Source organism: Amycolatopsis halotolerans (genome assembly GCF_042647905.1).
GTDB classification, from domain to species: Bacteria; Actinomycetota; Actinomycetes; order Mycobacteriales; family Pseudonocardiaceae; genus Amycolatopsis; species Amycolatopsis halotolerans.
Genome location: NZ_JBHRWI010000081.1, coordinates 1 through 17298 on the forward strand (window position 1 = coordinate 1; position 17298 = coordinate 17298).

Sequence of the window (17298 nt, forward strand, 5' to 3'; positions counted from 1 at the left end):
CTGCAGGACCATCACCGGTTCGCCGGCGAGGAGCTCCAACGTCTCGATCTCGTCGGGCGTGGGCATGCGTGAGCAGACAGTCTCGCTGATCGTGTCCGGCTCGAGGCCCTGCAACGTGAGGACCAGGAAGCCGCCGCCTCGACCGGCTGGTCCCGGAGTGTCGTCGACGAGGCGGGTGCCCTCGACATCTTCCGGCAGGTAGTAGCTGGAGAGGGTGTGCGTCGGGTGGCCCGCGTCCTTGACCAGACGCGCACGCTCGTAGACGGGCGAGCCGACGTCGATGCTCAAAGCTTCGGCGATCTCCGCGTCCGCCTCGATCCGCGAAACGGTCTGGGTCTGATCCGTGGGCTTCCACTCGCGACCGGACACTTCGCGGTCGGCAATGAACGCCACCGTGTCGCCGTACTTCCACTTGCTCTTGGCGTAGCGGTCGGCACCGAGGCGTTTCATCGGCGGGCGTGCGCGAACGACGGTGCCGCGACGGCGGATCGGCGTGACCAGCCCTTCGGCTTCCAGGAGACCGACGGCTTTGCGGACGGTGTTGACGTTGACGCCGTACTCCTCGGCCAGTTCCTCCTGCTTCGGCAACGTCGAGTCCGGGGCGTAGTCGCCCCGCTGGATCGCGTCGCGCAGGATCGCGGCCAGGTCGCGGTACCCAATGCCCACGTCGTCCTCCTCCGTCGGCGATAACGCTAGCGGTATCAGCACCTCCCGACCTATCAGACTAGATAGAGGTATTTCTATTGACAACTCTTCCCGCGAGGTTTTCAATAGGACTACCTCTAATTCGGTGACCGGTCCCCCAGGTTCCAGACGTCAGACACCTCAGAGGAAAGGCATCCATGATGGCGGCCAGAGCTGAACCAGCGACACTGCATGACGCGCACGCCTCCGCGACGATCCGGCGGCCCGCAGCGGACGCTACCCGTTCGGACTGGGCGGGGTTCCACCTCACGAACGCGCGGATGTACCGAACCGTCGCGGACCATGACCGCTGGCATCATCACGAAGCCCTGTACTGGGCTGACTACGAAGAGCGTCAGGCCGCACGGTTCTCCCCGCCGCCCAAAGAGGTCGAGAGCGAACCGAGTTAGTCCACATTAGACACCAGCACCCCTGTGCCGCGACTGCGACTCAAAGCCGGATCGACTTCTGGTTCATGAACTCCTCAATCCCCGACGGCCCCAACTCCCGCCCCATCCCCGAGCGCTTGATCCCGCCGAAGGGCAAATCCGCCTGCGACCCGCCGGACTTATTGAAATACACCATCCCTGCCTCCAGCCGATCCGCCGCGCGACGCAACCGAACCGGGTCCGTGCCGAACACCGCCGCGCCCAAACCGAACGGCGAGTCATTAGCGATCTCAATAGCATGGTCATCCGAATCAGCAGAGAACAAGATCGCCACCGGACCGAAGATCTCCTCCCGGTAAGCGTCCATCTCCGGCGTGACATCAGTCAGCACGGTCGCGTCCAGATAAGCCCCCTCACCACGACGCCCACCGGTCCGCAGCGTCGCGCCCTGCTCCACCGCGCGAGCCACCTGACCAGCGACCTCGTCAGCAGCAGCGACGGAAGCCAGCGGCGGCAGCTTCGCAGCCGGGTCAGCCGGATCCCCCGGGACGTAATAGTCCGCGACCCGCTTCGTGAAGCGGTCCACGAATTCCTCATAAAGGTCAGACTGGACAATAATCCGCTTAGGCGCGTTACAGGACTGCCCACAGTTACGCATCCGCGCGGTCGCCACAGCCTGCACCGTTTCGTCCAAATCCGCGGTGTCGAGCACCAGCAAGGGATCCGCGCCGCCCAGTTCCAGTACGCATCGTTTCAGGTTCCGGCCCGCTTCAGCCGCCACGGAGATACCGGCTTGTTCGCTGCCGGTCAGGGAAACGCCCTGGATGCGCGGATCGGCAAGAATCGACGGAACCTGACGGCTCGAGGCGAAGACGTTTACGTAAGCATCGTCCGGAACGCCTGCTTCGTGCAGAATCGCCTCGATAGCCAGCGCCGAACGCGGGCAGATCGACGCGTGCTTGAGCAGGATCGTGTTGCCCAGCACCAGATTCGGCGCGACGAACCGGGCCACCTGATAGCACGGGAAGTTCCACGGCATCACCCCGAGCAGCGCGCCGATCGGTTCCTTGCGGATCACCGCGGAACCGCCGCGGATGGCGAGCGGCTGGTCGGCGATCAGGTCCGGGCCGCGCTCCGCGTAGTAACGGAAGATGTCCACGACGATCCCGACCTCGCCGCGGCCCTCGTTGACGCGCTTGCCCATTTCCAGCGTCATGATGGCGGCCAGCTCGTCCGCGCGCTGCGCGAACAGGTCCGCGGCGCGGGCGACGATCGCTGCTCGTTCCGCCACCGGACGGTCCCGCCAGCTGCGATATCCGTGGCCGACGCGTTCGATCGCCGCGCGAACCTCCGCGTCGGTCGCGTTCTCGATTTCCTCGATCAGCTGGCCCGTTGCCGGGTCGGTCACCGTGTACATCGCGGTCTCCCTGCGGTCGGCATTCTCGGCGACATCCTATTGCATACAGTATCCCGTGTATAGATGACGCAGGGTAGCTGATTCTTGACCGAGAGCGGGCGGTCGAGTATGGTCTAGACCACAAATCTCCCCACCCCCCTCCGCCCGCGCTCCACCCCACCGCGGGCTCGTCGGTCGTGCCGTGGCTCGTCCGGCCGCCCTCCGGCGCGGGAGCGGGCCCGGCTTCAAAGGAGCCACCATGCCCCGCAAACGCACGATGCTCGCCGCACTCGGCGGCGCGGCCCTCGCCCCGGTGCTGATGCTGATCGGCCCCGGCATCGCCAGCGCGCACGGCTACGTCAACTCCCCGCCGAGCAGGCAGGCCCAATGCGCGGACGGAACGGTGTCCTGCGGCGACATCAAATGGGAACCGCAGAGCGTCGAAGGGCCCAAGGGCCTGCAGAGCTGCAGCGGCGGCAACGACCGGTTCGCCGACCTCGACGACGACAGCAAGGGCTGGAAGGTCACCCAGGTCGGCACCCAGGTCACCTTCAACTGGGTGTTCACCGCGCGCCACCGCACCAGCGACTACGAGTACTTCATCGGCGGCACCCAGGTCGCGAGCTTCAGCGGCAACGACCAGGCCCCGCCGGAAACCATTTCGCACCAGGTCGACCTGAGCGGCTACACCGGACAGCAGAAGGTGCTCGCGGTGTGGAACATCGCTGACACCGGCAACGCGTTCTACGCCTGCATCGACTTGAACGTTTCCTGACCGCGCGAAATGCCGGGCAGCCGGGCGGAATCCCCGCTCCGGCTGCCCGGTGTTTCATCCGGCGAACGCCTCGGCGACGGCGAGGCTGTCCTCGTAAACGTGATACTGCGTGATCAATCCGCCGCCAACGGTCACGTGCACCGCGAAGCTCGTCGCGAAACGCTTGCCGGTCAGCTTGACTGTCTGGGCGCTCGTTCCGACGAGCACCGCGTCCGGCCCGTGGACCAGGATTCGGTCGACCCGAACTTCTTCGGGAGCACAGGCGCTTCCGAGCGTCCTGAAGTGGTCCGCGACGTCCGCCCGGGTGGAGCGGGGGCGGATCCACGGCACAGCGGGATGCTCCGGTTCCGGCCAGCTCACCCGCCAGTCGACCGGTTCCGCGAAAAGCTCCGCGATCCGGTCCGGGTCGCCCTGCGCGAGCCTGCGCACGAATTCGTCCGCCGTCGTGCGGGCGTCCGGAAACGCGGGAAGCGGCGGCTCGGCGAACTGGCAGTCGCGCTGGATCCGGCCGTCCTCGCCCAGTTCAGCCACGACGAAGCCGGTCCAGGCGACCTCCCCGTCCGCCGCGGGGACCATGCAGGTGCTGAACCGGACCACGCCGTGATGGCCCACCGCGTCTCCGGCGGACCGGAACACAAACCCCGCCCCGCCAACGAATTCCTCGAAAGCCTCATCGACCCGGCGCTCGAGCTCCCGATGGCCCCGATACTCCGCGGACTCGGTGAACTGGACCCCGTCCTCGGCCCACAACGAGGCGATCGCCGCGCGGCGGGCGGCCGGGTCGGATTCGTTCCACACTGCGACATACCGGTCGGCGAACGCGCCGGCGTCAATCTCGTGATCCATGCCCGGACGCTAACCGCGCTCCACTGACATCCTGTGTCAGCGGAACGAGGCCTCCGCGCTCTTCTTGCCGACCAGGAACCACAGCACCGGCCCGATGAACGGCGCGCAGAACGCGAAGATCACCCACACAAACTTCATCCCGCCGCCGAGCGGACTGCCGAGCACGCTCACCAGCGCGCCGAGGAACAGCAGGACCGGAAACGCCACCAGCGCCATCATCCCGGCGACGGCGGCGAAGTGCAGGCCTTGATGGACGGTGTCGGCCAGGACGGCGGTCATCAGGAGTTTCCTCTCTCACAGCGGGCTGAAGCCCATTGTGCGAGCCGAACCGCCTCGCCCGGATCGGCTTGACGGCTCGATCCGGGTACCGCTTAAGTCGTACACGCGTCCACTGTGGACATCAGGCTCCGAACAGCTCGAGCAAAGCCGCCGGTGCGTCAGCGCGGAAACAGCTCTCGAGACTTTGCGCCGACTCCGTCGCGGATTTCGCGCTGCGCGGGAACAACGCAGCCTCGTACTCGGCGAGCGCACGTTCGACGTCGCCCGGGTGCCGGGCTAGCGCGAGCCCCAACTCGGCACCGTCGAGCATGGCGAGGTTCGCGCCCTCCCCGGCGAACGGTGACATCAGGTGCGCGGCGTCGCCGACCAGCGTGACGCCGGGCACCCGCGCCCACGAATGCTCGACGGGGAACGCGTGGATCAGCCGCGGGACCAGGTCACTGTCCGCGTCCGTGACCAGGGCGCGGAGCTGGTCAGACCAGCCGTCGAAGTGACTCAGCACGGCGGCCTTGGCGGCGTCGCGATCAGTGAAGTCGATGGACGCGGCCCAGGCTTCCGGGACGCGCACGGCAGCGTAGACGTGGAGGCTGCCGTCCGGTTCGCGGTGCGCGAGAAAGCCTTTGTCCTCGCCGAGCGCGAAGCTCATGCCGCCGCCGAGGAGAGCCGCCGCCTCTGGGTGCCGGGAATCGGCGTCGAGAAGGTCGATCTCGACGAACGAGATCCCGGTGTAGGCCGGTTTCTCCGGCGAGACCAGCGGACGGATCCGCGACCAGGCGCCGTCGGCTCCGACGAGCACGTCCGTGGTGAGCGACGTGCCGTCAGCGAGGGTGAGGCGATGCCGCCCGTCAGCGAGCGACTCCGCGGCGGCGACCTTCGTGCCCCAGCGGACGGTGCCTTCCGGCAGCGAGCTGAGGAGGAGGTCGCGCAGGGCCCCGCGGTCGATCTCCGGGCGCCCGCCACTGCCGTCGTCCGCTTCAGAGAAGAGGAGGGCTGCGGTCCGGTCGTAGACGCGGGTCTCCTGGCCGCCTGAGTGGACCAGGGCACGGAATTCCTCGTGTAGACCGGCGGCGCGGAGGGCGACCTGGCCGGAGTCGTCGTGGATGTCGAGCATGCCGCCCTGCGCGCGGGCGGACGGGGAGGCGTCAAGGTCTAGGACGGTGGCTTCGATGCCGTGGACGTGCAGGACGCGGGCGAGGCTGAGACCGCCGAGGCCGGCGCCGACGATGGTGATGTTCATGAGGTGCTCCGTTTCTCTTTCGTGGATGACTGGTTTGAGCTTAACGAACATGTTCGTTACGAACAAGTTCGCGATGGAGTGACGGTCGTCAACCGCCCCCGCGCCCGCGCCCGCGTTGGCGGGCAGCGGGCAGCGGGCAGCGGGCAGCGGGCAGCGGGCAGCGGGCAGCGGGCAGCGGGCAGCGGGCAGCGGGCAGCGGGCAGCGGATGCTCCAGTCGAGGAACAGCTTCGGCAAGCTGACTCGGCGGCGAATGCACAACGATTCGCCAAGCGGCGCAACCTGATCGAGGGTCAGCCGTCTTCGGCTACCCGAGCCGACCAAGCGGTCACTCGATTGGTGGCGATCCAGATCACCTTATGGGGCCGGAACATTCGCGCGGCTGGCGCGTTGTACAGGGTGTCGGTACGGAGGTGCCCCCGGGCCTCACCTTCTGCCTTCCAGGAATACCGGTCCGGCCGGAGCCTGGTCGTGCCACTCGCCGCGAGGCGGCCCCCGTACCGGCGCAGAACTACCCGCTCCGCGCGACTGCTCCCCCCAGGCGCGGAACGGGATCCGGTGCTCCTGCTCCCGCCGGCCTGGTAACCCCCAGCCGGTCCGGAGGAGAGCGGGAGCACACCCCCGGCCGCGGGAATGTTCTTGGCCCGCAACGAGTTGTACCGAAGAGCGGCAACACCGACAACCGAGCCGAGTCCGCCGGTCAGCCGTCGGTGCGCGGGACGGTCCAGGTAGGACTGTCCGCACCGAACACACCGGTTTCTCCCAGCCACCCCGTCCGTTGCGGCATCTCCCCCAGTGCCCCGCGCGGACGGGGATCCCGCGCCCCCCGCTCCGGCTCCCGCAAGCCGGACGCGCGGGGCGCTCAGACCACCTCGCTCGCCGCGCCACCCCTCCCCCACGGTCGCGCGAGCGGGGACATGTGCCCGCCCGGCCGCCGGATCCCGACCGAACCGGCCGGGCGGGCACCCCCAAGGCCAATCCCTTCGACGCCGGGTCCGTCGAGGCAGCTCAGTCGGCGCCGGTCAGTCGGCGCGGGTCAGTCGGCGCGGGTCAGTCGGCGCCGGCCAGTCGGTGCCGCCCAGTCGATGCAGGCCACTCGGCGCAGGCCACTCGGCACAGCTCAGTCGGCGCGGGTCAGTCGATCCACTCGCGGGCATCCCGCAGCAACCCGAGCATCCCGGAGACCAGCCGCATCTGGTCCACCGTTCTGATGTCCGCCTCGAGCAGCTTCGGGGAGCACACCAGGACCGCCACGGACTGCGCGCGTGAGAGAGCGACATTCAACCGGTTGCGGGACAACAAGAAATCAAGGCCTCGCGGCAAGTCTACCGCCGAAGAGGACGTCATTGTCGTCACCACAACGGGTGCTTCTTGCCCCTGGAACCGGTCGACGGTGCCGACCCGGACGTCGCCGAAACCAGCGTCGGACAGGGCGCGCGTCACTACTCGCGCCTGCAGGTTATACGGGGCTACGACTAGGAAATCAGCGTCCGTGAGCGGTCGGCCCTCCCACGAACGGCCGTGCAGCGACTTGATCACCGAGACCACTTCCTCGGCTTCCTCCACCGAACGCGTGGTATTCCCGCTGTGCTCGACCGTCGCCAGGTAGAGACCCGACGGGAAGCCGTCGACCGAACGTTCCGCAGTGGGATGCGAGTGCAGCAAACCGGCGTACGACAGGTTCGAAACCGGCGCACACACGGCGGGGTGCATGCGGCGCGTCAGGTCGAGGAAATATCCGAGTTCCGGCGGGATGATGTCCGCGTCGCCGATCAAGTGGCCGAGCGCGGACGCCTCCGCGCCTGCCGGGTGCGTGCCCTGCACCACCTGCGGCAGCTGCTGCGGATCCCCCAGCAGCACAACGTTTTTCGCGCACATCGACACCGCCAGCGCGTCCGCGAGGGCGAATTGGCCGGCTTCGTCGATCACCAGGACGTCGAAGGGTTCTTCGCGCACGGCGGCGTTGGCGAACGTCCAAGCCGTGCCGCCGACCAGGTGACCGGTGTCGTGTTCTTCACGCCAGCGTACCAGCGCGTTGTTGTTTTTCGGTTGTTCCCAAGGCAATTCCGGGTCCGGCGTCCGCTTCGCGCGCTTGGCGCAGGCCATCTCCGGCGCGTTCTCCATGGCCGCCGAGAGCACGTTCTCGACCGCTTTGTGACTGTTCGACGTGACGCCGACGGTCCGGCCCGAACGCACCAGGTGCGCGATGAGTTTCCCGGCCAGGTAAGTCTTTCCGGCTCCGGGCGGGCCCTGGACGGCGAGCACGGAACCGTCGAGCTGATCGACCGCGGTGATCACCGTGGCGACCAGATCTTCCCCCGGTTCGGGCAAACCGCCGCGCAACCGGGGGACGCGGCGGAGCAGGTCGACGCCGGGGTGTGACGGCAGCGCGGGCAGCGTTTCCCCCACCAGCCGGGCGAGATCGGCTACCGCCTCGTCCTTCGGCGACGGGCGGACGGGGCTGCCCGGCAGGACCGCGGCGGGAAGGTCGTTGGACGTCCGATCCGGGGCGCTGCTCTCTTCCAGGGTCACTTCGACGGCCGTCGCGGACACGACTTTCGCGTCGCGAGCATCGGCGCCGTAACGCAATCGCACGTCGTCGCCGGGTGCGAACGGATGCGGACGGTCCGGGTCGCACCGCACGGCCAGCGTGCGTTTCGCGGTGCGCAGCCGGCCGGACGGCGGGACCCACTCGCCCGCGGTCACCGACACCGGGACCGCGCAGGTCGTGTCCACTTCGAGGTCGCCGAGCGGGGCGGCCAACTGCCGGAAGAACTCCCACCACGCGGGGTTCGTCTCGCGCCGGTGGTAGCCGACGGACGCCGCCAGCAGCGCGCGGGCGTGGTCGTCGGGAGTGAAATCCGCGGGGTCTTCGGGGAGGCCGTCCAGGAGCGGGTCGACCAAAGCCGCCATCGCGGCGGCGCGTTCGGCCCGGCGCTGGGCGGCTTCCTCTTCTTCGGTGCGGCGGAGGAGAGCGTCCACTTCGGACTCGGGGTCCGGTTCGGCCAGGTCGATTCCGGCCTCGGCGCGCACGCGGTGGAGGAATTCGTGCAGGCGCAAGGTGGAGACGCAGTCGTACTCGTTGTAATCCGCGATGCCGCGCAGGATTTCGTCGGCCTGTTCGGTGTTCCCGGCGGAGGAGAGCGTCAGGTAGTCCTCGTATGCCTCGATGCTCGACGCTGCCGTTTTTACCTCGCCGTCGCGGGCTTCCGGCATGTACAGTGGTTCTAAATACTTGATCGAATACGACCGCTGTCCTACCCGCAAAGCCTTGCGTACCACGGCATACAGGTCGATCATCGCGCCGCTGCGCAGCAGCTCGTCCACAGCTTCCTCCCGCGTGCCGTGGACGGCGGCGAGCCGCTTGATCGCCGTGACCTCGTACGGCGCGTAGTGGTAGACGTGCGCGTCGGGGTGTTCCGCGAGCCGTGCGGTGGCGAAGTCGATGAACTCCTCGAACGCCCGTTTCTCCTGCGCGCGCGAGTGCGCCCAGAACGGGGTGAAGCGCTCGTCCGGGGTGACCGCGCCGAAGAGGTACTCCAGGCCGGTGCCAGCCACGGCGTACGGGTCGCCTTCCATGTCGAAGAAGACGTCGCCGGGGCTGGCTTCGGGAAGTTCGGCGAGCGCGCCCGGGGCGATGATTTCGTAGGCCAGCTCACCGGTTTCGTCCTGGCGGACCTGGATCGCGGCCTGCGCGCGCAACGAGGCGAACGTGCCCTCGGACATGTCACGCGGACGGTCGGCGGGTTCGGAGCCGGCGAGCGCGTCGATGGTGCCGAGCCCGGCGGTCACCAGCTTGCGCCGCTGCTCGCTGCGCATCCCGGCGACGAGCGACAGGTCCCGGTCGGCCTCGCGCGCGGACGAACAGTGGTCGGCGAACGCACATCCGGTGCACGCCGGACGCTCGTCGGCCCAGACCCGGTCCGGCAACTGCGGCGGACGGTCCTGCAACCGGTCGCGCAGGCGGTCCACGAGCGGGAGGAAGTCGTCGACGCGGAGGCTGCGCGTGCTGCCGTCGCCGAGCAGCAGGTGCATCTCCGGTCCAGTGGGCCAGCCGCCGCGGCGCAGAGCGTCGGCATACGCGGTGAGCTGCACGACTGCGGACGGCTTGGCGTGCCGGGCGAGTTTCGTGTCGTAGACCTCGTAGCGGCCTTGGTCGTCGCGCAGGAGGAAATCGGCGCGTCCGGAGAACTCGCCGTCGTGGAACACCGCCTGGTAGACCACCGGCGCGCCCGCGCGCAACGCTTCCTCGGTGGCCTTCGCCGCGACGACCGGATCGTGCTCCTCGATCTCGACGACCTGCGTCCGCTCGCCGCGCAACCGGTTGAGCGTGGCCGCCTCGTGCGCGCGCCCGTGCTTCACCGCCAGCCGATCGGGTGCGGAACTGGGCCGCGGCGCGCCGGGTGTCCCCGCCGCCAGCGCCTGCTTGAGGATGCTCCGGTGCTCGCATTCGAGCAGGTCAGCGAGATCAGACGGCGTGTACATCGCCCGGCAGTCTGTCACGCGCGATGGTGACCCCTTGCGAGGCGGGGTGGCGACACGCCGCCCGGAATTGTCGGTGGTGGGTGGGATGATCTTGAGGTGGTCAGGAGCGGGAGCTGAGGAGGCGGAGGTGAGTGCTGGAGCCGAGGTTGTGAGGAGATGAGAGTGGGCTTGGTGGCGCTGTTGGTCTGAGGTGGTGTGGTTGGTCGCGGGTGGAGCGGTTGGCCTGACGTGGTGTGGGTTGGTCGCGGGTGGCGCGGTTGGTCTGAGGTGATGCTGTTAGACGGGCGTGGTGCGGTTGGTTGACGTGGTGCGGTTGATCGGAGGTGGCTCTCGTTTGGAGTCTGCGCTGAGTAGCTCTTGGTGATCTGCGAGCTGGCGGGGTTGGTCGTGTCGTTCGGCGGGGTGCACACCGTCCGGGCGAACTCGGCAGGCGACTCGCGATTCGCTACGGCACGGAACTGCCTGGCCACCGAGTGACCTGGCCACCGAGGTGGCCGGGTGACCGAGCGACCTGACCACCGAGGTGGCCGGGCGACCGGGCGACCGACGGAGTCTGGACTCACGGGCGAAACCTGCCTCGGGTGCTGCGAACCTGGGTGCCAGGTCGTGGAGGCCGGAGCCCATTGGCGGGTAGCGCAGTCGACCATGCCGCCCGGCGAGTTGCACCGCCCCGGTGACTGCGGCAGGGAGGAGCGCCGTCGGCGGCGATGCGGATGGCAGCGTGGAACGGCCACGCAATCGCCGAGCCAGGCTCGCGGGCGACGACGCGTGTCTCTGCCAGAGCGGGCGTTGGCGCGAGGTCGTGGAACCTGCTGGTGAGCGGCGTTGTCGATCATGTCGTCGCGCGAGGCGAGCGGCGTTGTCGATCATGTCGTCCCGCGAGGCGAGCGGCGTTGTCGGCCATGTCGTCGCGCGAGGTGCGCGCCACCCCGACAGTCTCGGCAGGGCGGCGCGCCATCCGTTACGGCGTCGGGCGGTTGAGCAATCGCTCGAGCCAGGACTCGCGCGCCGTGACGCACGCTTTGGCCAGGGCGGATTGTGGTGCTAGGTCGTGGAAGCCGTGGAACGCACCGCCCCAGACGTGGAGTTCTGCGTCGCCTCCGGAGGCCCAGATGGAGCTTGCGAAGGCTACGTCCTCGTCTCGGAAGACCTCCGCCGCGCCGACGTCGATGAAGGTTGGCGGGAGACCGCTCAGGTCAGTTGCCCGGGCGGCTGCTGCGTAGGGCGAGACGTCGGCGGTTCCGCGGCGGTCGCCTAGGACTGCTGTCCATGCGGTCAGGTTGCTTGTGCGGTCCCAGACGCCGGTGCCGTCGTACTGGCGGGACGACACTGTCTCGTTGCGGTCGTCGATCATCGGGCATTGCAGCAGCAGGCCTAGCAGCGGCGGGCCGTTGCGGTCGCGTGCCAGTAGCGCGGTTCCGGCGGCGAGACCTCCTCCGCCGCTGCCGCCGAACATGATCACGCGGTCGGGGGCGAAGCGCAGAGCGTCGGCGTTGGCGGCCATCCATCGCAAGCCCGCGTAGCAGTCCTCGACGGGTACTGGGTCGGGATGTTCCGGAGCTAGCCGGTATTCGACGGTGACCGCGACTGCGTCGTGCTTCAGCACCCAGTCGATCAGCGGGCCTGCGGCGGCGAAGCGGTCTCCCATGACCATTCCGCCTCCGTGTAGGTGGTAGATCCCGACGCCTGGGATGTCGTGGTCCACGTGCGCAAGGACAGAGACCTCGATCGCCACGCCGCCGTAACCGGGGATCGTGTGGTGTGTGCAGCGGACCGGGCGGTCGGCGATTTGTTCTTCGATGGTGGGGAAAGGGAGGCTTCGGTAGTGCGGCAGCTGGTCTGCTGTCATGCCGACCGGTACGCCGCCGTCGAGGGTCGGCAGGACCGCTGCTAGTTCTGGATCGAAAGGGGGACGCGGCATTTCCTGCGTCATGAGTGCTCCTGAGCGTCATCGATCTCCTCGCGGCGTACCGGCGCATGGCTGAGCGCACGCGTCGGAGCGCGCGAGGAGAGAGGGGTGGTGGAAAGAGTTGCTGGCAGGGCACTCGTCGGCCGGTACGCCGCCGAGAACCCGGCGGCTAGCCTCTGTCCACCTCGATGAGCATGTCGCGAGTTTACCTGACTGCCTGGGCATCCTGTGCTGAGTTTCTCGGGGATCGCGCTCGAAGCCGGTGTCGGGTAAGGACTTTGGGCAGACTCCGGGCGGGACAAGTCTCGACGGGTGCAGAATGGGCGGTCGTGACGGTCATCCTTTCCCTGCCCCGAACCGAATCCCAGGCAGCCTTGCGGCTGCGGCCGTGGCGGTCGGAGGATCGGGAGGCGCTGGTCGCCGCGCATCGTGATCCGCTGTTGCGCCGCCGGTTGATGGCCCCTCTCGCCGAGGACGGCGACGCCCGGCGGTGGTTGGACGCACAGGTATCCGGCTGGGAGTCCGCGACGCAGTTCAGTTTCGCGGTGGCGGCTGACGACGACATGCCGCTCGGGCACGTCGTCGTGAAGGTTCGGGACGCTGGGGCCGCTGAGGTCGGGTACTGGATCGCCGCCCAGGCTCGGGGTCGGGGAATCGCTGCTCGGGCGTTGGAAGTTGCGTCGCGGTGGGCGCTCGGCACGCAGCGGTTCGTTTCGTTGAGCCGGCTGGACTTGCTGCATGCCGAGGACAACCCGGCGTCCTGTCGGGTCGCGGAGAAGTGCGGCTACGTCCTCGACGGGCTGCTGCCGCCCGCGCCTCCGGACTTTCCGGTCAGCGGGCACCGGCACTTGCGCACCTCGGGAGGTTGAGTGCCAGTCGGAGCGGTTAACCGCATCTCGGGAGGCTGAGTGCCAGCCGGAGCTGTTAACCGCACCTCGGCGGCGAGCAAGTGGCGGCGGTGGGCCGAACAGGCAAGCAGAGCCAGCCTCGTTGGTGGACGCCACGGGCTCGTGGCTGCCGGTCCCCGCGCGCGAACCCGTTCCGGCGGTCCTCCTCCGACGCGCCGTCTCGAGCCGAGGAGTCGCTAGCCGCGTGTCTCTAGCCAGGTGACGACGGCTCGGACGAAGCCATCGACGTTCGATAGGGGTTTGCCTGCGAAGACCGCGTGCAGATGCTCGACGCCGATCAGGTCGTTCCAAGCCTGCGCGCGCCGGAAGGTCTCCTCGTCGGCGGCACCGCGGAGGACGTCCCAGCCGTGCCAGGTCGCGGCTAGTGCTGCGTCTACGGCTGGGTCCGCCAGGATCGCCAGGTCCCAGTCGAGGACGCCGGTGAGCTTTCCATTGGCGTCGAAGTGGACGTTGCTGCCGCCGAGGTCGCCGTGGACGAGCCGGGCGGGTGCCTCGTCCAGGGCGAGGAGCGTGTCCAGTCGCTGCTGAACTCGGGGCTGCCACTTTTCGGGCAGGCGCGGGATGACGTCTTCCAAGATCTCCGCCCAGCCCAGGCCGTTGGCGTAGGTGCGCGGGCGGTGAAGGACGGCTTCGAGCTTCGGTGAGAGCTCAACCTCGCGCAGTGCCGTCAAGAGCGGGCCGAACGCCGCTGGGTCGCCGACGCCTTCTGGCAGGCCCTCGCCGTCGATCCAGGAGACTGCGACGGCGGCGCGGTCTCCGAACCTGGTCACTGGGGTCAGCGGCTCTGGCACGGCGAAGGGCAGTCCGGCTGCGGCGACGGTGCGGAGGATCTCGGCTCGGTGCGGTAGTTCGGCGGCGGCGTCGGGGCGCTTGGTGATTCGCACGGCGGCGACGCCGGGTAGCAGCACGACGTGGTGCATGTTTCCCTGAGCGGCGAGGCGGGCGGGGCCGGCGGCGAAGCCGGGGACGAGTGTTTCGGCGATTTCCAGCAGGTCGGCGGGGACCGGGTGCGGCATTCCGCGAGTCTGCCGGATGCGGCCACCGCTCAGCGGCGCGGATGCCTCACCGCCCGCGCAGATGCTTCACAGTCGCGCACGTGCCTCAGCCTCGCGCAGGTGTCTGAGCCTCGCGCAGGTGTCTCAGCCTCGCGCAGGTGCCTCGCCGCCGCGCAGGTGCCGCGCCGCCGCGCAGGTGCCTCGCCGCCGCGGAGGCGCTTCACCGTCGAGGAGGCAGCGGCACCACGTCCAAGTCCCGGGCCACGTGGATCTCTCCGTCGAACACCTTCGCGGCCTCGTCGCGGAACCGGTCCGCCTCGTCGTACGGGTAACGCTGCGAGAAGTGCGTCAGCAGCAGCTCCCGGGCACCCGATTCCGCGGCTAGCCGGCCGGCGTCGGTGCTGGTCAGGTGGCCGTAGCGGTAGGCCAGATCGGCGTCGTCGGCGCGGAAGGTCGATTCGGCGATCAGCAGGTCCGCCTGTTGTGCGCAGGCGAACGCGCCCGCGCACAGGCGGGTGTCCATCACGAACGCGACCACTTGGCCCCGGCGCGGCACGCTTACGTCTTCCAGGCGGACCACGCCGTCTGCTGTCTCGAAAACGCCATCGGCCTGGAGTTTTCGTACTGCCGGGCCTTGGACGCCCGCGGCGGCTAGTGCGTCCGGCAGCATTCGGGTTCCGTCTGGTTCGGTGTAGCGGTAGCCGAAGCAGTCGATGCGGTGTTCCAGCGGGTACGCCGACAGGGCACCGCCCAGCGGGCCCGGCTTGGTGATCGGCAGCGGGACCAGTTCGGCCCGTTCGTGGAACGACGTCGAGTGCCGCAGGCGGTCGAAGTACTCCTGGCCGGACGCTGGGTAGTGGCAGCGCACGGGGTGCGCGACGCCGTCCAGCGACAGCCGCTGGATGATGCCGGCCAGGCCGAGGCTGTGATCGCCGTGGAAGTGGGTGACGCACAGGTGCGTGAGTTCGCTCGCCGTCGCGCCGGCGTACATCATCTGCCGCTGGGTGCCTTCGCCCGGATCGAAGAGGACCCCGTCGGTGTCGAAGCGCAGCAGGTAGCCGTTGTGGTTGCGGTGCCGGGTCGGCGTCTGGCTCGCAGACCCCAGCACGACTAGCTCGCGTCGGGACATGACGATCATCTTCGCGCCGCTCCCGGGTCCGACGCCACCGAAATGAACTCCGCGGAAACAGCGGCGGCCGTCCGGGATGAAATTCCCCGGACGGCCGCGCGCCGCGAATAATTGCCGGTTGAATTCGGTCGATCACTTTCCGCGAATTCGATCTTCACCCGGCCTCGGGAATTGCCAGCGTTTCCCGATACCAGTTCCGGGACTGAGCCATTCGGACGCCTAGTCCCGGCCCGGGAGAAACCCCGGTGACCTTCCAGACCTTTTCGCTGGCATACCAATGGTCCCGGGTGAGCAGCGACCGCTGGTGCTCGCTGAGCCACGGCGTGCGGGCCCGGTGCTCGGCGAGCGGCCGGTCGTGGCTGGGAATCGGCAGGTCAAGCAGGGTGCAGACGGCTTCGAGCAGCTCGCGCATCCGCACCGGTTCCGGGTCGGCCACGTGGAACACCTCGCCGGGGCGGCCCAGTGCCGGGTCCAGTGCGAACGCGCTGAGCACGGCAGCGAGATCCCACGACGAGACCACCGATGTCCGGGACCTGCCGCCGTCGGCCCACGCCGGCACCGCACGCAGCCACTTCACCAGCGTCGGGACCACGTGCCGGTCGCCGTCGCCGTACACCAGGTGCGGCCGCAGAACGATCCCGCCCGCCGCACGGACCTGCTGTTCCCCGGCCAACCTGGTGCGGCTGGTGGCCGAGGCGGGCCCGAGGTCGAGCGTGTCCTCGGGCGCGCCTCGATGCTCGCCGTCGCGGTAGACCGCGCAGGTGCTCAGGTACACGATCCGGCGCGTGCCCGCGCGCCGCGCTTCCGCGAGGAGCCGGGCCGTGCCGCGGTCGTTGACCTCGGCGCATTCCTCTTCGGTGCCGCCGATCCGGGACGCGGCGTGCACGAGCGTCGCAACGCCCGTGCACGCCCCGGCCAGCCCGGCAGCGTCGGTGAGATCGCCTTCGTGGATCCGCGCGCCGGATCGCGTGATCCACTCCGGCACCGCACCGCGCGCCAGCACCCGGACCGCGGCGCCGCGGGCGAGCAACGCCCGCAGCACCGCCGATCCGATGAACCCGGTCGCCCCGGTGACGAGGATTTCCCCGGTCGTACTGTCCGCCCCCAGGCCGGCAGTCATGACCTGCGCATCGCCAGGGTGCCGCTCGCCACGGGACGGCCCTTCTGCTCCGCCACCACGCGCACCAGGCGGGACCCGTCCGCGTCGACGCCGATTTCTTCCGCCACCAGCAGGCATTCCGAGTCGAACTCGACGTAGACGGAGAAATCGAAGTCCGTGCGCAACGGCAGTGCGTACGGGTCGCCGAGCGTCAGCAACGCCGCCTGACGCGCGCCTTCCAGCAGCACCATGCCCGGGACGTGGTCCACCGAGTGGTCGAACAGGACCGGGTGGTCCGGATCGAACTGCAGGGACCAGGTCCCGGGCGTCGCGGTCTCCGCGACCAGCACGTCCTCCTCGCGTTCCCGGCCGACGAGCACCGGTTCCACGGTGGGCAGCGCGATGGCCTGGAACGGCGTCGCCGCGAAGTGATCGCCGCGCAACCGGCGGTAGACCGCCGGGGACACGCAGCGAATGGTCTCCGAAGCGGTGCCGATCAGCTCCCCGTCGCGGAAGCAGCCGAACTCGAACCGCATGCCGCCGACGTTGTTGCCCCGGCGGATCACGTCCTGGACGCTCACCCGCAGCACCACATCGATCGGCCTGCCCGCGGTGACCAGCCCTTCGGGGGTGATAGCGCTGGTCTTGCGGCCGCCGACGAACACGGTGCCGAGCGAAACGCCGTACGCGCGGTGCGCGACCAGCATGATCGCCTGGCGGAACGTTTCCAGGTACAGCATGGGATCGTGCGATCCCGGGGTGCGCGGGCCGAAGAACCCGTGCCGGCGCGGCCACTGCGCGCCGACTTCGAACCGGTCCTCGCCCACGATGTTCAGATCAGTGACGAAAACTTCCGAGACGGCCGCGCGGTGCACGAGATTGCGCGGGATCGTCTGCTGGAAGTCGACCGGGCTTCCGCCCGGCGAACTTTCGCCGTTGATGATGAAGGTTCTTCCGACAGACTCCTCTAACAGCGTACCGACCATGTCGGTCCTCCCAGAAAAAAGTACTTCCCCAGTACCCCCACAACATTTTTAGCGGAAACGAGCGGACAAAACCATACCTACCTACCGGTTTTTTTCTCTGGCCCCGCGGGCCACGCGGCGGTAGACTGGTGTGTCAGCGTGGCCCGGATCGGGCCCGCGATCCCCCCCCCGAGAGGAGTCACA

14 protein-coding genes are annotated in these 17298 nt (G+C 68.8%); 3 read left to right on the forward strand and 11 right to left on the reverse strand.

What is annotated here, in order from left to right; translation table 11 throughout:
- Nucleotides 1–666 (reverse strand): GntR family transcriptional regulator (locus ACFORO_RS45955; protein WP_377896780.1); only part of this gene is annotated, 666 nt, incomplete at its 3' end.
- Nucleotides 667–842: 176 nt separating this feature from the next.
- Here ACFORO_RS45955 and ACFORO_RS45960 point away from each other — a divergent pair.
- Nucleotides 843–1094, forward strand: a complete 252-nt coding sequence (locus ACFORO_RS45960) for an AMED_5909 family protein (RefSeq protein ID WP_377874512.1) — start codon at nucleotides 843–845, stop codon at nucleotides 1092–1094.
- Between the two features lie 40 nt (nucleotides 1095–1134).
- Here ACFORO_RS45960 and ACFORO_RS45965 read toward each other — a convergent pair whose 3' ends face one another.
- Nucleotides 1135–2490, reverse strand: coding sequence for an NAD-dependent succinate-semialdehyde dehydrogenase (locus ACFORO_RS45965; RefSeq protein WP_377874510.1), 1356 nt, complete (start codon nucleotides 2488–2490; stop codon nucleotides 1135–1137).
- Between the two features lie 238 nt (nucleotides 2491–2728).
- Between ACFORO_RS45965 and ACFORO_RS45970 the strand changes: the two genes are divergently transcribed.
- The gene (locus tag ACFORO_RS45970) at nucleotides 2729–3244 is read left to right on the forward strand and encodes a lytic polysaccharide monooxygenase auxiliary activity family 9 protein (protein WP_354745049.1); all 516 of its coding nucleotides are present in this window, start codon (nucleotides 2729–2731) and stop codon (nucleotides 3242–3244) included.
- A 54-nt stretch (nucleotides 3245–3298) separates the two neighbouring features.
- On the opposite strand, the gene ACFORO_RS45975 is transcribed toward ACFORO_RS45970, so the two are convergent.
- The 5 genes from ACFORO_RS45975 to ACFORO_RS45995 all read right to left on the reverse strand — a co-directional run bounded on the left by ACFORO_RS45975 (nucleotide 3299) and on the right by ACFORO_RS45995 (nucleotide 12022).
- Nucleotides 3299–4090 carry a nuclear transport factor 2 family protein gene (locus tag ACFORO_RS45975; protein ID WP_377874508.1) on the reverse strand — a complete coding sequence of 264 codons (792 nt, stop codon included), beginning with the start codon at nucleotides 4088–4090 and terminating at the stop codon, nucleotides 3299–3301.
- Between the two features lie 36 nt (nucleotides 4091–4126).
- On the reverse strand, nucleotides 4127–4369 hold the full coding sequence (locus ACFORO_RS45980; RefSeq protein ID WP_354745045.1) for a PLDc N-terminal domain-containing protein: 243 nt from the start codon (nucleotides 4367–4369) through the stop codon (nucleotides 4127–4129).
- 121 nt (nucleotides 4370–4490) lie between these two features.
- Nucleotides 4491–5606 carry an FAD-dependent oxidoreductase gene (locus ACFORO_RS45985; RefSeq protein WP_377874505.1) on the reverse strand — a complete coding sequence of 372 codons (1116 nt, stop codon included), beginning with the start codon at nucleotides 5604–5606 and terminating at the stop codon, nucleotides 4491–4493.
- A gap of 1132 nt (nucleotides 5607–6738) precedes the next feature.
- Nucleotides 6739–10089, reverse strand: coding sequence for a TM0106 family RecB-like putative nuclease (locus ACFORO_RS45990; RefSeq protein ID WP_377874503.1), 3351 nt, complete (start codon nucleotides 10087–10089; stop codon nucleotides 6739–6741).
- A 961-nt stretch (nucleotides 10090–11050) separates the two neighbouring features.
- A complete protein-coding gene (locus ACFORO_RS45995; protein ID WP_377874500.1) occupies nucleotides 11051–12022 on the reverse strand; it encodes an alpha/beta hydrolase in 972 nt (323 codons plus the stop codon).
- Nucleotides 12023–12327: 305 nt separating this feature from the next.
- Here ACFORO_RS45995 and ACFORO_RS46000 point away from each other — a divergent pair, with 305 nt between their 5' ends.
- The gene (locus tag ACFORO_RS46000; protein ID WP_377874498.1) at nucleotides 12328–12867 is read left to right on the forward strand and encodes a GNAT family N-acetyltransferase; all 540 of its coding nucleotides are present in this window, start codon (nucleotides 12328–12330) and stop codon (nucleotides 12865–12867) included.
- Between the two features lie 215 nt (nucleotides 12868–13082).
- Here the strand turns inward: ACFORO_RS46000 and ACFORO_RS46005 are convergent, their stop codons facing one another.
- The 4 genes from ACFORO_RS46005 to ACFORO_RS46020 all read right to left on the reverse strand — a co-directional run bounded on the left by ACFORO_RS46005 (nucleotide 13083) and on the right by ACFORO_RS46020 (nucleotide 17115).
- Nucleotides 13083–13922, reverse strand: a complete 840-nt coding sequence (locus ACFORO_RS46005; RefSeq protein ID WP_377874496.1) for a phosphotransferase family protein — start codon at nucleotides 13920–13922, stop codon at nucleotides 13083–13085.
- Nucleotides 13923–14121: 199 nt separating this feature from the next.
- Entirely contained in the window at nucleotides 14122–15030 is a 909-nt protein-coding gene (locus ACFORO_RS46010; protein WP_377874494.1) for a ribonuclease Z, read from the reverse strand.
- Nucleotides 15031–15184: 154 nt separating this feature from the next.
- Nucleotides 15185–16150, reverse strand: a complete 966-nt coding sequence (locus tag ACFORO_RS46015) for an NAD-dependent epimerase/dehydratase family protein (protein ID WP_377874492.1) — start codon at nucleotides 16148–16150, stop codon at nucleotides 15185–15187.
- Nucleotides 16147–17115 carry a ScbA/BarX family gamma-butyrolactone biosynthesis protein gene (locus ACFORO_RS46020; protein WP_354745029.1) on the reverse strand — a complete coding sequence of 323 codons (969 nt, stop codon included), beginning with the start codon at nucleotides 17113–17115 and terminating at the stop codon, nucleotides 16147–16149. The genes ACFORO_RS46015 and ACFORO_RS46020 overlap by 4 nt, the downstream gene beginning before the upstream one ends.
- Nucleotides 17116–17298 lie beyond the last annotated feature (183 nt).